This is a genomic window from Aurantimonas sp. 22II-16-19i (genome assembly GCF_002088275.1).
Classification (GTDB): domain Bacteria; phylum Pseudomonadota; class Alphaproteobacteria; order Rhizobiales; family Rhizobiaceae; genus Jiella.
In genome coordinates, this window is the sequence record NZ_AQQS01000001.1 from 84,738 (window position 1) to 99,006 (window position 14,269).

The 14,269-nt window shown below is 68.0% G+C and carries 11 protein-coding genes; 7 read left to right on the forward strand and 4 right to left on the reverse strand.

Features of this window, described 5'->3' with window-relative positions:
* Positions 1-220 precede the first annotated feature (220 nt).
* Positions 221-1,738, forward strand: coding sequence for an acyl--CoA ligase (locus tag ATO4_RS00430; RefSeq protein WP_083589431.1), 1,518 nt, complete (start codon positions 221-223; stop codon positions 1,736-1,738).
* Positions 1,735-2,712: a 2-dehydropantoate 2-reductase gene (locus ATO4_RS00435; RefSeq protein ID WP_083589432.1), complete on the forward strand. Its 978-nt coding sequence runs from the start codon at positions 1,735-1,737 to the stop codon at positions 2,710-2,712. Before ATO4_RS00430 ends, ATO4_RS00435 begins: the two co-directional genes overlap by 4 nt.
* A 16-nt stretch (positions 2,713-2,728) precedes the next feature.
* On the opposite strand, the gene ATO4_RS00440 is transcribed toward ATO4_RS00435, so the two are convergent.
* Positions 2,729-4,249, reverse strand: a complete 1,521-nt coding sequence (locus ATO4_RS00440) for an NAD(P)H-hydrate dehydratase (RefSeq protein WP_348626439.1) — start codon at positions 4,247-4,249, stop codon at positions 2,729-2,731.
* A 280-nt stretch (positions 4,250-4,529) separates the two neighbouring features.
* Between ATO4_RS00440 and ATO4_RS00445 the strand changes: the two genes are divergently transcribed.
* The 4 genes from ATO4_RS00445 (at position 4,530) to ATO4_RS00460 (ending at position 9,469) form a co-directional block, all read left to right on the forward strand.
* Positions 4,530-4,868, forward strand: coding sequence for a P-II family nitrogen regulator (locus tag ATO4_RS00445; RefSeq protein WP_083589801.1), 339 nt, complete (start codon positions 4,530-4,532; stop codon positions 4,866-4,868).
* A 181-nt stretch (positions 4,869-5,049) separates the two neighbouring features.
* Positions 5,050-6,459, forward strand: a complete 1,410-nt coding sequence (glnA, locus tag ATO4_RS00450) for a type I glutamate--ammonia ligase (protein WP_083589434.1) — start codon at positions 5,050-5,052, stop codon at positions 6,457-6,459.
* A 259-nt stretch (positions 6,460-6,718) separates the two neighbouring features.
* The gene (gene parE, locus ATO4_RS00455) at positions 6,719-8,743 is read left to right on the forward strand and encodes a DNA topoisomerase IV subunit B (RefSeq protein ID WP_083589435.1); all 2,025 of its coding nucleotides are present in this window, start codon (positions 6,719-6,721) and stop codon (positions 8,741-8,743) included.
* A 153-nt stretch (positions 8,744-8,896) separates the two neighbouring features.
* The gene (locus ATO4_RS00460) at positions 8,897-9,469 is read left to right on the forward strand and encodes a hypothetical protein (RefSeq protein ID WP_083589436.1); all 573 of its coding nucleotides are present in this window, start codon (positions 8,897-8,899) and stop codon (positions 9,467-9,469) included.
* Between the two features lie 44 nt (positions 9,470-9,513).
* On the opposite strand, the gene ATO4_RS00465 is transcribed toward ATO4_RS00460, so the two are convergent.
* Positions 9,514-10,215: an alpha/beta hydrolase gene (locus ATO4_RS00465; RefSeq protein ID WP_176222812.1), complete on the reverse strand. Its 702-nt coding sequence runs from the start codon at positions 10,213-10,215 to the stop codon at positions 9,514-9,516.
* Between the two features lie 144 nt (positions 10,216-10,359).
* On the opposite strand from ATO4_RS00465, the gene ATO4_RS00470 reads away from it, so the two are divergent.
* Positions 10,360-11,940: a DEAD/DEAH box helicase gene (locus tag ATO4_RS00470; RefSeq protein ID WP_083589438.1), complete on the forward strand. Its 1,581-nt coding sequence runs from the start codon at positions 10,360-10,362 to the stop codon at positions 11,938-11,940.
* A 542-nt stretch (positions 11,941-12,482) separates the two neighbouring features.
* On the opposite strand, the gene hflX is transcribed toward ATO4_RS00470, so the two are convergent.
* Entirely contained in the window at positions 12,483-13,829 is a 1,347-nt protein-coding gene (hflX, locus tag ATO4_RS00475; RefSeq protein WP_245308519.1) for a GTPase HflX, read from the reverse strand.
* An 81-nt stretch (positions 13,830-13,910) separates the two neighbouring features.
* Positions 13,911-14,159 carry an RNA chaperone Hfq gene (hfq, locus tag ATO4_RS00480; RefSeq protein WP_083589440.1) on the reverse strand — a complete coding sequence of 83 codons (249 nt, stop codon included), beginning with the start codon at positions 14,157-14,159 and terminating at the stop codon, positions 13,911-13,913.
* Positions 14,160-14,269: the final 110 nt, after the last annotated feature.

Sequence of the window (14,269 nt, forward strand, 5' to 3'; positions counted from 1 at the left end):
GGCGGGCGCGAGCGCCCGCGTCAACTCGAAACCTGCCAATGCACCCGCCGGGAGATCATCCCGGCGGGTGCGGCGTTTTCGCGTCCCGGCGTCGACTCCCGGCGAAGCGCGCGATAAGAGCGCCGAAGGGACCAGGTTGACGTAGCGAAGGGCGGACACCCGCCTATCTGGCGTGACATGATCCGAGGCGGGCGCCGACGAAACGTGAGGAAAAGATCTGATGCTCGATTTGCTTGGCGCGGGACGGCCGGAGGATGCGGCGATCGGGGCACCGGAGCGGTCCGCCCTCACCTATCGGGATCTCGCGGCGCAGGTCGAGGCGACGGTGACGCGCCTCAACGATCTCGGCATCGGGATCGGCGACCGTGTGGCCATCGTCCTGCCGAACGGGCCGGAGATGGCCACCGCCTTCGTGGCGATTTCCGCGGGGGCGACCTCGGCGCCGCTGAACCCGGCCTATCGCGCCGAGGAGCTGGAATTCTACCTGTCCGACCTGAAGGCCAGGGCGATCGTCCTCGACGAGGCCGGACACGCGGCGGCCGAGAGCGTCGCCGCCAAACTCGACATTCCGGTCCTGCGGCTCGTCACCCGGCCGGACGCTCCCGCCGGCGCATTCACCCTCGAAGGCGAGGCGATCGGCGAGACGGCGCGTCCCGGCTTTTCCGGCGAGGACGACGAGGCCCTCGTCCTGCACACGTCCGGCACCACCTCGCGGCCGAAGATCGTGCCGCTCAGCCTCGGCAACCTGAAGGCCTCGGCGCGGCACATCCGCTCCTCGCTCGCCCTCACCCCGGCCGACCGCTGCCTCAACGTGATGCCGCTGTTCCACATCCACGGGCTGATCGCGGCGGTGCTGTCTTCGCTGTCGGCCGGCGCGTCGATCGTCTGCACGCCGGGCTTCAACGCCCTGAAGGTCTTCCACTGGATGGATGACGCCGCCCCCACCTGGTACACCGCGGTCCCGACCATGCATCAGGCGATCCTCGCGCGGGCCCCGCGCAATGCCGCCAGCGTCGAGCGGGCGAAGCTCCGCTTCATCCGCTCGTCCTCCTCGTCGCTGCCGCCGCAGGTGATGGCCGAGCTCGAGGCGACCTTCGACTGCCCGGTGATCGAGGCCTACGGCATGACCGAGGCGTCTCACCAGATGACCTGCAACCTGTTGCCGCCCGGCGCCCGCAAGCCCGGCAGCGTCGGCCCGGCCGCCGGCCCCGAGGTGGCGATCCTGTCGAAGGACGGCGAGGTCCTTGCCAGCGGCGAGATCGGCGAGGTCTGCATCCGCGGGCCGAACGTCACCGGCGGCTACGAGAACAACGAGGCCGCCAATGCCGAAGCCTTCGCCCATGGCTGGTTCCACACCGGCGACCAGGGGCGGCTCGACGAAGACGGCTTCCTGTTCCTCACCGGCCGCCTCAAGGAGATCATCAATCGCGGCGGCGAGAAGATTTCCCCGCGCGAGATCGACGAGGTGCTGATGGATCATCCGGCGGTGGCGCAGGTGGTCTGTTTCGCCATGCCCCACGACAAGCTCGGCGAGGACGTCGCCGCCGCCGTCGTCCTGCGGGAAGGCATGCAGGCCAGCGAGCGCGAGATCCGCGATTTCGCCGCCACACGCCTCGCCGACTTCAAGGTGCCGCGCAAGCTGGTCTTCCTCGACGAGATCCCCAAGGGCGCGACCGGCAAGCTGCAGCGCATCGGCCTTGCCGACAAGCTCGGCCTCGGCAGGGAGGCGGCGAAATGAAGGTCACGATCTTCGGCGCCGGCGCCATCGGCGGCCTGATCGGCGCAAGGCTGGCGGAACGCACAGCGGCCGAGGTCGGCCTCGTTGCCCGCGGGCCGCATCTGAAGGCGATGCAGGAGAACGGCCTCACCGTCCGCTCGGCCGAGGGCGAGACGACCGTCTCGGTCCGCGCCACCGACGACGCGGCTGCGCTCGGCCCGCAGGACTATGTCATCATCGCGCTGAAGGCCCACTCGGTGCCGGGCATCCTGCCGGCCCTGAAGCCGCTGCTCGGGCCTGACACCGCAGTCGTCACGGCCCAGAACGGCCTGCCCTGGTGGTATTTCTACAAGAGTGGCGGCGAGCATGAAGGCCGCCGCATCGAGGCGGTCGATCCGGGCGGCGCGATCTGGGACACGATCGGGCCCGAGCGCGCCATCGGCTGCGTCGTCCATCCGGCGGCCGACATCGAGGCGCCGGGCATCGTGCGCCACACCGAGGGCGAGCGCCTGCCTCTCGGCGAGCCGTCGGGCGAGAAGAGCGAGCGTGCGCTGGCGCTGTCGAAGCTCCTGGTGGAGGCGGGCTTCCGGGCGCCGGTGCGCCCGCAGATCCGCTCGGAGATCTGGGTGAAGCTCTGGGGCAACGTCTCCTTCAACCCGATCTCGGCGCTCACCGGCGCGACCCTTGCGGCGATCTGCGGCAACGCGGACGCGCGGGGCGTGGCAAGGGCGATGATGCTGGAGGCCGAGGCCATCGCCAGCGCCCTCGGGATCAAGTTCCCGATCGACGTCGACAAGCGGATCGCCGGCGCCGCCGAGGTCGGCGAGCACAAGACCTCTATGCTGCAGGATCTCGAACTCGGCCGGCCGATGGAAGTCGACGCGCTCGTCACCTCGGTGCAGGAGATGGGCCGGCTGACCGGCGTTGCGACGCCGACCATCGACACGGTGCTGGGGCTGATCCGGCTGCGGGCGGCGACACCGCTCGGCAGCTGACGCCGGACCGCCGCCACTACCCGGCGAGTTCGGCAAAGACCTGCGGCAGCATGGCGGGCAGATCCTCGGCGATCAGGCCCGGCCCGAAGGCCTCCGCCGCCTTGCCATGCATCCAGACGGCGGCGCAGGCCGCCTCGAAACTCGGCGCCTTCTGGGCGAGTTGGGCGGTGACGATGCCGGCGAGGACGTCGCCCGCACCGGCGGTGGCGAGCCACGGCGTGCCGGTGGCGTTGATCGCCGCGCGGCCGTCGGGCGACGCGATCACCGTGTCGCGGCCTTTCAGGACGAGGACGGCGCCGGCCCGTGCGGCCGCCCGGCGCGCCCGGTCGATCTTCGACAGATCCTCCGCGACGGCAATGTCGGGGAACAGCCGCTTGAACTCGCCCGCATGGGGCGTCAGCACCAGCGCCGGCTCGCCGTCCAAGCGTGCCGCCGCGGCTTCGCGGACGGCACCGAACAACGCCTCCGGCTCGTCCTGGAACGCCGTGATCGCGTCGGCGTCGAGCACCAGCCGCCGTTCGGCCGCAAGCAGCGTCTTCGCATAAGTCCGCGCGAGGTCGGTCGCGCCGAAGCCCGGCCCCAACATGAAGGCGTTCAGCCTCTCGTCTTCCAGATGCGCCCGCAGTTCCGCCTCGTCCTCGCAGCGCTGCAGCATCACGGCCGTCAGATGGGCGGCGTTGACCAGGATCGCGCCCGCCGGCGAGAAGACCGTGGCCAGTCCCGCCCCGCCCCGCAGCGCCGCCGTCGCGGCCATGCGGGCGGCGCCCGTCCGACTGGCCGGGCCGGAGAATACGACGGCGTGGCCGCGGTCGTATTTGTGGCCCGCCTCGCTCGGCAGGGCCAGACGATGGCGCCACAGCGCCGGAGCGTTGGCGAAGGTCGTGGGCGCGATCCCGGCCAGGACGGAGTCGGGGATGCCGATGTCCGCGACGACGAGGTCGCCGCGATGGGAACGGCCCGGTTCGAGGAGATGACCCGGCTTGCCCCGGAAGAACGTCACGGTCACGGCCGCCTCGATCGCGCTGCCGAGAACCGCCCCGTTCGCTCCGGAAATGCCGGACGGCAGGTCGATGGCGATCACCGGCGTCGGCGCTGCGTTCAGGCGGTCCACCAGCGCCGCGACCTCGCCTTCGAGCGGCCGGGCGAGCCCCGCCCCGAACAGCCCGTCGACGATGAGGTCGAACTCCGGCGGCCGAAATCCGGCGAGCGGGGCGGCGGGACCGTCGTAGCCCGCCGCGGCAATGGCGGCGTCGCCGGCGAGCGCGTCTGGCGGGACCAGATGGAACAGCCGCACGTCGCACCCGGCCCGCTTCAAGATGGCGGCGACCGCCCAGGCGTCACCGCCGTTGTTGCCCGGCCCGGCGAGGCAGGCGATTCGCCGGGCATCGGGAAACTTCGCCCGAACCACCTCCGCCACCGCACGGGCGGCGCGTTCCATCAGGACGATGCCGGGGGTTCCGCCCTCGATCGTGCGCCGGTCGGCCTCGCTCATCTCGGCCGGGGTGAGCAGCGCCGCATCCATTGCCCGGTTTTGCATCATTGGTCCCACCTGTTTTATCATCGATTTGCTCTCGAACTGTGCAGAACCTGCCCCGATGGCAGCGATCCCGCCACCTGGCTGGGGGATGGCACTGGCCGCGCATCCGAAATATTGTGGGCGCGAGCGGCCGGGGCAGCGAGGTTCCATTGCCCTTCGGTGAAATCAAGCTATGTCGGTTGTGCCTCTGGCGCCCGGCTATTGGCATGACACCTGCATCGCCGGCATCGACGGGCAAGGTGCCCGGTGCAACGATCGAAATTTTGAAGAAGGTCAGTCGATGAAAAAGGTCGAGGCGATCATCAAGCCGTTCAAGCTCGATGAGGTGAAGGAGGCGCTCCAGGAGGTCGGCCTTCAGGGCATCACCGTGACCGAGGCCAAGGGATTTGGTCGCCAGAAGGGCCACACCGAACTCTATCGCGGCGCCGAATACGTCGTCGACTTCCTGCCCAAGGTGAAGGTCGAGATCGTGCTCGCCGACGAGACGGTGGAAGCGGCGGTCGAGGCCATCCGCAAGGCGGCGCAGACGGGCCGCATCGGCGACGGCAAGATCTTCGTCTCGCCGATCGAGGAAGCGATCCGCATCCGCACCGGCGAATCCGGCACCGACGCGATCTGACGCGACCGGACGATCGCCACCGGCCGGTCCGACGGGTTGGACCTCGGACCTGCCGGTTACCGTCGTAACCACGAAGACCACGATGGCGACGAAGACCGGGATGGATCGCGAGCCCGCCATGGGCTAACGAGCGGGCGGTCCGGTCTCAAACCAGACGAACTCTCCAAAGGGAAGGAAGGCCATGACGAGCGCCAACGAGATTCTGAAGCAGATCAAGGACAACGACATCAAATTCGTCGACCTGCGCTTCACCGATCCGAAGGGCAAGATGCAGCATGTGACGATGGATGCCTCCATCGTCGACGAGGACATGTTCTCCGAAGGCTCGATGTTCGACGGCTCGTCGATCGCCGGCTGGAAAGCGATCAACGAATCCGACATGGTGCTGATGCCGGATCCGGAAACGGCCTATATGGATCCCTTCTTCGCCCAGGCGACGATGGCCGTCACCTGCGACATCCTCGATCCGATTTCCGGCGAGGGCTACAATCGCGATCCGCGCTCGACCGCCCGCAAGGCCGAGGCCTATCTGTCCCAGTCCGGCATCGGCGACACCTGCTATTTCGGCCCTGAGGCCGAGTTCTTCGTGTTCGACGACGTGCGCTACAAGGCCGACCCCTACAACACCGGCTTCAGGCTCGATTCGACCGAACTGCCGTCGAATGACGACACCGAATACGAGACCGGCAATCTCGGCCATCGCCCGCGCATCAAGGGCGGCTACTTCCCGGTTCCGCCGATCGACAGCTGCCAGGACATGCGCTCGGAGATGCTGACGGTCATGGCCGAGATGGGCGTGGCGGTGGAGAAGCACCACCACGAGGTGGCGGCCGCGCAGCACGAGCTCGGCATCAAGTTCGACACGCTGACCCGCAACGCCGACAAGATGCAGATCTACAAATACGTCATCCACCAGGTGGCGAACGCCTACGGCAAGACGGCGACCTTCATGCCGAAGCCGGTCTATGGCGACAACGGCTCGGGCATGCACGTCCACCAGTCGATCTGGAAGGGCGACAAGCCGGCCTTCGCCGGCAACGAATATGCCGGCCTGTCGGAGAGCGCGCTGTTCTACATCGGCGGCATCATCAAGCACGCCAAGTCGATCAACGCCTTCACCAACCCGTCGACCAACTCCTACAAGCGGCTCGTGCCGGGCTTCGAGGCGCCGGTCCTGCTCGCCTATTCGGCCCGCAACCGCTCGGCCTCCTGCCGCATCCCCTTCGGCCACTCGCCGAAGGCCAAGCGCGTCGAGGTCCGCTTCCCCGATCCGACGGCGAACCCCTACCTCGCCTTCGCCGCCATGCTGATGGCCGGCCTCGACGGCATCAAGAACAAGATCCATCCGGGCGCCGCCATGGACAAGGATCTCTACGACCTGCCGCCCGAGGAGCTGAAGGAGATCCCGACCGTCTGCCGGTCGCTCCGCGAGGCGATGGAGAGCCTCGACGCCGACCGCGACTACCTGAAGGCCGGCGGCGTCTTCGACGACGACCAGATCGACGCCTTCATCGACCTGAAGATGGCCGAGGTGCTGCGCTACGAGATGACGCCGCATCCGATCGAGTTCGACATGTACTATTCGATCTGAGGCCGAAGGCTCATCGACCATCGGAGGGGCGTCCGCCAGCGGGCGCCCCTTTTTCGTACGCCGCGCACGGTGACGGTGCGGCCCTGCCGCGCCGCAGCGCCCGCACGGCAGATTTGCGGGGAAAAACGGCGGCTATCGCCACTCAGGGCAGGCGCCGGGCGGCTGCCAGCCTTGAAGAACATTTCGTGAAAGTGTAGGCAGGGTCCATGATCGCGGCGCAGCGTGAGACCCCTACGAGCGAACGAGGATTTTCCCACCGATGAGCGACGACCTGTTTTCGGGCAACGCCGCTCGCAAGCCTGCGGCGCCCAAGCCCGCCGCTCCTGCCCGCAAGCCGGCGGGCGAGTTCGTTCCCGGCGCCGACTACACGGCTGCCGACATCGAGGTCCTGGAGGGGCTGGAGCCGGTTCGCCGCCGTCCCGGCATGTATATCGGCGGCACCGACGAGAAGGCCGTCCACCACCTCTTCGCCGAGGTCATCGACAATTCGATGGACGAGGCGACGGCCGGCCATGCCAATTTCATCGAGGTCTCGCTGGAGGCGGACGGCACGCTGGCGGTGTCCGACAACGGCCGCGGCATCCCGGTCGATCCGCATCCGAAATACAAGGATCGCTCGGCGCTCGAAGTGATCATGACGACGCTGCATGCGGGAGGCAAGTTCGATTCGAAGGTCTACGAGACCTCCGGCGGCCTGCACGGCGTCGGCGTCTCGGTGGTCAACGCTTTGTCCGAGCATCTCGAGGTCGAGGTCGCCCGCAACCGCAAGCTCTATCGCCAGACCTATGCCCGGGGCCTCGCCACCTCGAAGCTGCAGGAGGTCGGCGACATCCAGAACCGCCGCGGCACGCGGGTGCGTTTCCGGCCCGACCCGGAGATCTTCGGGGCCAACTGCCGGTTCCGCCCCGAGCGGCTGATGGCGATGGCGAGGTCCAAGGCCTATCTCTTCGGCGGCGTCGAGATCCGCTGGTCTTGCGATCCATCGCTCATCCCCCCCGAGAGCGGCGTGCCGACCCGCGAGACGTTCCATTTTCCCGGCGGCCTCAAGGACTATCTCGACGTCACCCTCGGGGCCGAACACCGCGTGACCTCGCAGATCTTCGCCGGACGGACCGAGAAGCTGACCGGCCACGGTGCCGTGGAATGGGCGGTTTCCTGGACCGCCGACGACGGCTTCATCCGCTCCTATTGCAACACCATCCCGACGCCGGAGGGTGGAACCCACGAGGCGGGCCTGCGCTCCGTCCTCTTGCGAGGCTTGAAGGCCTTCGCTGAAGTCTCTGGAAACAAACGCGCTTCGAACATCACCGGTGACGACGTGATGCAGACCGCATCGGCGATGCTGTCGGTGTTCATCCGCGAGCCGGAATTCGTCGGCCAGACCAAGGACCGCCTCGCCACGGCCGAGGCGCAGCGCATCGTCGAGCAATCGATGCGCGACGGCTTCGACATCTGGCTCGCCTCCTCGCCCCAGGATGCCGCCAGGCTGATCGACTGGGTGGCCGACCGGGCCGACGAGAGGCTGCGCCGCCGCCAGGAGAAGGAAGTCAGCCGCAAGACGGCGACCCGCAAGCTCCGGCTGCCGGGCAAGCTGGCGGACTGCTCCCAGACTGGGGCTGCCGGCGCCGAGATCTTCATCGTCGAGGGCGATTCGGCCGGTGGCTCGGCCAAGCAGGCCCGCGACCGCAAGGTGCAGGCGATCCTGCCGCTGCGCGGCAAGATCCTCAACGTCGCCAGCGCCGGCCGCGACAAGCTCGGCGCCAACCAGCAGCTCGCCGACCTGACGCTGGCGCTCGGCTGCGGGACGCGCTCGAAATACCGGCAGGAGGATCTGCGCTACGAGCGGGTGATCATCATGACCGACGCCGATGTCGACGGCGCCCACATCGCGTCGCTGCTGATCACCTTCTTCTACCGCGAGATGCCGGAGCTGATCCGCGGCGGCCATCTCTTCCTCGCCGTTCCACCGCTCTACAAGCTCACCAGCGGCGGCAAGACCTTCTATGCGAGGGACGACAAGCATCGCGAGGAGATCGTGGCGCGGGAGTTCAAGGGGCGCAAGGTCGAGGTCGGGCGGTTCAAGGGCCTCGGCGAGATGCTGCCGGCCCAGCTCAAGGAGACGACGATGGACGTGCGCAAGCGAACGCTGCTGCGCGTCGTCGTCGACGAGACGCCCGAGGCCGGCACCTCCGGCGCGGTGGATGCGCTGATGGGCAACCGGCCGGAATCGCGATTCCGCTTCATTCAGGATCGCGCCGCCTTCGTCTCCGATCTCGACATCTGACGCGGCCGACGTATCTCGCCCGTGCAGCGGCGTCGATAGACTTGCGTCCGGTGCCGGAGCCGTGACGCCCACCGGGCATCTGCCGTGTCCGGTCGACGACCGAAGGATGAACCCGTTCCTCAACGACGGCCGAGCCGTGCAAAGGTGATAACGATGCCTCGCCCAGTCATTTCCAAGATCGCCGGCGTTCTCGCTGCCTCGATGCTTTTCGCAGGCCCGGCCTTCGCCCAGGATGCCCCGCCCCCTACCGAGCCCCGGGCCGAGCCCCAGGCCGGCGCTGACGCTCCCGAACCGCAGGCCGGCGGCGCCGCATCGCCGTCTGGCGGCCAGGCGGCCACCTCCTTCTCTGCCGCAGCCGAAGGCCTTTCGCCCCTCGTCCAGGACGTCCAGGTCGTCGGGCCGTGGACCGATGGCGACCAGAGCGGCGTCTGGCGCACGGTGATGGTCCAACCGGCCGGCGACGACGCTAAGCCGCATTTCTTCATCCAGCAGCTCGATGCTTCCGGTCATGACGGCCTGTCGCTCCGCTCGACGGCCGAGATCACGGAAATCGCCACGCTCGACGGCCAGATCGTCGGTTACCGCGCCGACGATCCAGGCGAGGCGCAGTCGAACAGCCTCAGCCTGTTCTTCGAGGTGGTGCCGGCCGATGGCGAGATCAGCGAAACCTACGAGCTGCATTTCACGCCCGGCCAGCCCTACATCTTCGGCCCGGCCTCGAACTGAGTCGCTTTCGGCCCGGCGCCGGGCGATGGGGCGCGCCCGGTCGGTCAGCCGTCGCGGATCACCGCGCCGGCAGCCCGCAGCGCCTCCGTGAGGACCGCCGGCGCTTCCGCCGGCACCATGTGGCCGACGCCCTCCAGCCGCTGCAGCAGAGCCCTTGGGATGGCTGCCGCCATCTCCCCGGATCGTTCCGGCGCAATGATCCGGTCGCCCGTGCCGGCGATGACGGTCGTCGGCACGCCGATCCCGGCAAGCGTTGCGCGCTGGTCGCGGCGTCCGATGATCGCCGACTGCTGCCGGGCGAAGGTCTCGGTGCCGATCTCCACCGCCATGTCGACCGCCAGGCGCTCCAGCGCTGCGCGGTCGCCGACGCTGCCGAAGAGTTTGGCGTTGAGGAGGCGCGCCGCCGCCTCGATGCCCCGCTCCCGCGCCAGGTCGACCAGCCTGCGGCGGGGCTCCGACTGCTCCGGCGCATCCGCCCTCGCCGAGGTGGCGACGAGGACCATCGCCGTCACGCGTTCGGGCGCCTGCCGCATCACCTCCAGCGCAACGTAGCCGCCCATCGAGTGGCCGCAGAGAACGAACCGATCGGGAGCGGTCTCCAGCAGCCGCTCGGCCATCGCCTCGATCGTATCGTCGAGGCGCGTCTCGGCAAAGATGGTTGCACCGGACAGAGCAGCGATCTGCGGCCGATAGATTGCTTCGGTCGACAGCAGGCCCGGCACGAGCACGATTTGCGATATTTTCATGAAATTCACCTTCAAAAACCAGCAAAGCCGGCCCATATGAGTGGTAACGGTTGACTCGGACGACCAGTCGACCTATCGCCCCAAGCACATGGGCTCCCCGTGGCGCAGATGCGCCGAACTCTTGATCCGAAGAGACACGCCAGCTTGACACTTTTTTCCGAACTCGGTCTCAGCCCCAAGGTGCTGGCGGCTGTCGAAGCCTCCGGCTACACCGAACCGACACCGATCCAGGCGGAAGCCATCCCGCACGCCCTGGAGCGCCGGGACATTCTCGGCATCGCGCAGACCGGCACCGGCAAGACGGCGTCCTTCGTTCTGCCGATGCTGACGCTGCTCGAAAAGGGCCGCGCCCGGGCTCGTATGCCGCGCACGCTGATCATCGAGCCGACGCGCGAACTCGCCGCGCAGGTCGAAGAATCCTTCACCCGCTACGGCAAGGATCAGAAGATCAACATCGCGCTTCTGATCGGCGGCATGTCCTTCGGTGATCAGGACAAGAAGATCGACCGGGGCGTCGACGTCCTGATCGCGACGCCTGGCCGTCTTCTCGACCATTTCGAGCGCGGCAAGCTGCTGCTCACCGGCGTCGAGATCCTCGTCATCGACGAGGCCGACCGGATGCTCGACATGGGCTTCATCCCGGACATCGAGCGCATCTGCAAGCAGCTCCCCTTTACGCGCCAGACGCTGTTCTTCTCGGCGACGATGCCGCCGGAGATCACCCGCCTGACCGAGCAGTTCCTGCAGAATCCCGTGCGCGTCGAAGTCGCCAAGCAGGCTTCTGCAGCGCTGACCGTGACCCAGCGCCTCGTCGCCTGCGGCGGCAAGGAATGGGACAAACGCGAGACGCTGCGCCGGGTGTTGCGCGAAGAAGCGGAAGACCTGACCAACGCGATCATCTTCTGCAATCGCAAGCGCGATGTCGCGACGCTGTTCCGCTCGCTCGAAAAGCACGGCTTTTCCGCCGGCGCGCTGCATGGCGACATGGACCAGCGCTCCCGGACGGCAATGCTCCAGGGCTTTCGCGACAATCAGATCACGCTTCTCGTCGCCTCCGACGTCGCGGCGCGCGGCCTCGACATCCCGAAGGTTAGTCACGTCTTCAATTTCGACGTGCCGATCCACGCCGAGGACTATGTCCACCGCATCGGGCGCACCGGCCGCGCGGGACGTTCGGGCAAGGCGTTCACGCTGGTCACGAAGACCGACCGGAAATATCTCGATGCGATCGAAAAGATGATCGGCACGACGGTCGAGTGGCACGGTCCGACCGTCGCCGAACTCCCCGCCGACACCGAGGAGGACGAGCGTCCGAAGCGCCGCAGCTCCCGCAGCAAGGCTGCCGGAGAGCCTCGCAGCAAGCCCGCCGGCGAGAAGCCGGAGCGTCGCAGCCGACGCGCCAAGGCCGAGCCGCAGCCCGAGGCGGAAGCGATCGAGCCGATCGAAGCGGTCGCCGACACGGCTGTGATGGAACGGGCGGAAGCTGGCGAACTCGACGTCCCCGTCAGCGAGATCTCGGACATGCCCGTCGCCACCAACGAGAACATCGCGCGTTCGGCGGCCCCGAGCTATGCCCGCGGCGGCAACGGATCCGGCCGCAGCCGCGGCAAGCGCGGATCCGAGGGATCCGGCGGCAACTCCCGCCAGCGCGGCGACGACGGCCAGCAGCAGGTCGGCTTCGGCGACGACATCCCCGCCTTCATGCTGATCGAGACCGGCACCTGATCCCTGGCGGCCGGTCGTCCACCGACCGGCCGGATCGTCTTAGCGACGGGAGGCAGCGGCTGTCGGGGCAGCTGTCACCCTCGGCCCGTCACCCATGACACTGGCCGGTTCGGCCGCCTCGTCCCCTTTCCTGCCCATCGTCAGAGCGCCGCGCAGCCGAAAGGATGCGCGGCGCCTTGCTTTTGGGCCGATGCCGCATGGCGCGACTCCAGGTCTCTGGTGGCGGATGACGTCGGTGCGGCTCTCTCGGACGTTTCTCCGATGATGCGCGCCGCCTCGCGCCGTCGGGGCCCGGCTCTCTCTGCCATAGAGAGCGCGAGGGCATGGACAGCGCGAGGGCATTGCCGCGGCGAACCTGCATCGTCCGGCACATCCTGCTCGCCAGGGGCGGACACGACGCCCGCCGGCTGCGGTTTCAGCTCCCGCAGGAGGGACGGCAGCGTCTGGAAGGGCTGGACGGCATGAGATCCCGTCCGGATCGCAATCGCTCTCCAGCCGTCCGCTTTCGATCGTGCGGGCCGACCGATACGACGGTTACCGGCTCAAGCCTGGTCCGGGGGCTCCGGCTCCGCCCCGGCTGAGCCGCCGACGACGATGGCGTCGGACGCTGCACCCATCCGGCGAAGCTCGGTGCGGGCCTGCGCGGTCATCTCGATCTTCAGATGCACGACGCCGTCCTCGCCATCCTCGCGTTCGAGAACCGTGGCGTTGTCGTAGAGCCAGGGAAGGAAGCTCATCCCGTCCGGCCGCACCTCGATGCTGACGGCGGTCAGATGCCCGGCGATGCGTTGCTCGATGTCCTCCAGAAGCGCCGCCGTGCCCGCCCCCGTCACCGCCGAGACCAAGTGGGCCGCGCCCGGATGGGCGAGCGAGGCGCGCGCGACTTCGGCGCGATGGAGCGCATCCTCGTCGAGCCGGTCGATCTTGTTCCAGACCTCGACGACATGCTCGGCGTCTTCGGTGTCGACGTCGAGGTCGCGCAGGATCCGCCGCACGTCCTCGGCCTGGGCCAGCGTGTCCGGATCGGCAATGTCGCGGACATGGAGGATCAGATCGGCCTCCATCACCTCTTCCAGCGTCGCCCGGAAGGCGGCGACGAGATGGGTGGGAAGGTCCGAGACGAAGCCCACCGTATCGGAGAAGAGGATCTCGGTCCCGTGCGGCAGGATGGTCTTGCGCAGCGTCGGGTCGAGGGTCGCGAAGAGCAGATCGCGGGCCATCACGTCGGCCCCGGTCAGAAGATTGAACAACGTCGACTTGCCGGCATTGGTGTAGCCGACCAGCGCGACGATCGGATGGGGGCGCTTGCGCCGCTTCTCCCGGTGCAGCTGCCGGGTGCGGCGCACCTGATCGAGCTCGCGCTCCAGCCGCTTGATCTTGTCCTGCAGCTGCCGGCGGTCCGCCTCGATCTGGGTTTCGCCCGGCCCGCCCATGAAGCCGGCGCCGCCGCGCTGGCGTTCGAGATGGGTCCAGGAGCGGACGAGCCGTCCGCGCTGGTAGTTCAGGTGAGCCAGCTCGACCTGCAGCCGGCCCTCCTTGGTGCGGGCCCGGCGGCCGAAGATCTCCAGGATGAGCCCGGTGCGGTCGAGCACCTTGGCCTCCAGCTCCTTCTCGAGGTTGCGCTGCTGGACCGGGGTCAGCGGGTGATCGACGATCACCAGGCCGATCTCCTCGGCGGCGATCAGCCCCTTGAGCTCCTCCACCTTGCCGCTGCCGATCAGCGTCGCCGGCTGCGGCTTCTGGCCGGACACGATCATCGCCGCGACGATGTCGAGATCGATCGCGCCCGCCAGTCCCACGGCTTCGGCGAGCCGCGCCTCGTCGCTGCGACGCACGGCCTCGAGCCCGGGCGTCGCCCGGTTCTCGGCCTCGACGCGCTGCTTGAACACCGGCACGAACACCGCCGCCCGCGTCGCCACACGCTGATGCTCGATCGGACCGCGTGGTCCCTTATCCTGAAACTCCGCCAATCAGGCCTTCCCGCTTTCGTCGACGCCCTCGTACATCTGCACGGGCTGTGACGGCATGATCGTCGAGATCGCGTGCTTGTAGACGAGCTGGGAATGCCCATCGCGACGCAACAGGACGCAGAAATTGTCGAATGACGTGACGACGCCTGTCAGCTTGACGCCGTTGACGAGAAAGATCGTCAAGGAAATCTTCTGCTTGCGGACCGTGTTGAGAAACAGGTCCTGAAGGTGCTGTGTCCGCTCTGGCATGCAGAGATGTCCTTTTTTGCTTTGTGCTGCAGCCTGGTGATAAACGCCGTGCCCCCCAACCGGGTGGGCACTTATCCTTTGATACCGCAGGCTTGGGCGGGTTCGTAGCC

What these genes read in the sequence shown, in the direction of transcription:
- ATO4_RS00465 (WP_176222812.1), bottom strand. Translation starts at nt 10,215, where the DNA reads ATGAAAATATCGCAAATCGTGCTCGTGCCGGGCCTGCTGTCGACCGAA.
- ATO4_RS00435 (WP_083589432.1), top strand. Translation starts at nt 1,735, where the DNA reads ATGAAGGTCACGATCTTCGGCGCCGGCGCCATCGGCGGCCTGATCGGC.
- glnA (WP_083589434.1), top strand. Translation starts at nt 5,050, where the DNA reads ATGACGAGCGCCAACGAGATTCTGAAGCAGATCAAGGACAACGACATC.
- hfq (WP_083589440.1), bottom strand. Translation starts at nt 14,159, where the DNA reads ATGCCAGAGCGGACACAGCACCTTCAGGACCTGTTTCTCAACACGGTC.
- ATO4_RS00430 (WP_083589431.1), top strand. Translation starts at nt 221, where the DNA reads ATGCTCGATTTGCTTGGCGCGGGACGGCCGGAGGATGCGGCGATCGGG.
- ATO4_RS00460 (WP_083589436.1), top strand. Translation starts at nt 8,897, where the DNA reads ATGCCTCGCCCAGTCATTTCCAAGATCGCCGGCGTTCTCGCTGCCTCG.
- ATO4_RS00445 (WP_083589801.1), top strand. Translation starts at nt 4,530, where the DNA reads ATGAAAAAGGTCGAGGCGATCATCAAGCCGTTCAAGCTCGATGAGGTG.
- ATO4_RS00440 (WP_348626439.1), bottom strand. Translation starts at nt 4,249, where the DNA reads ATGCAAAACCGGGCAATGGATGCGGCGCTGCTCACCCCGGCCGAGATG.
- parE (WP_083589435.1), top strand. Translation starts at nt 6,719, where the DNA reads ATGAGCGACGACCTGTTTTCGGGCAACGCCGCTCGCAAGCCTGCGGCG.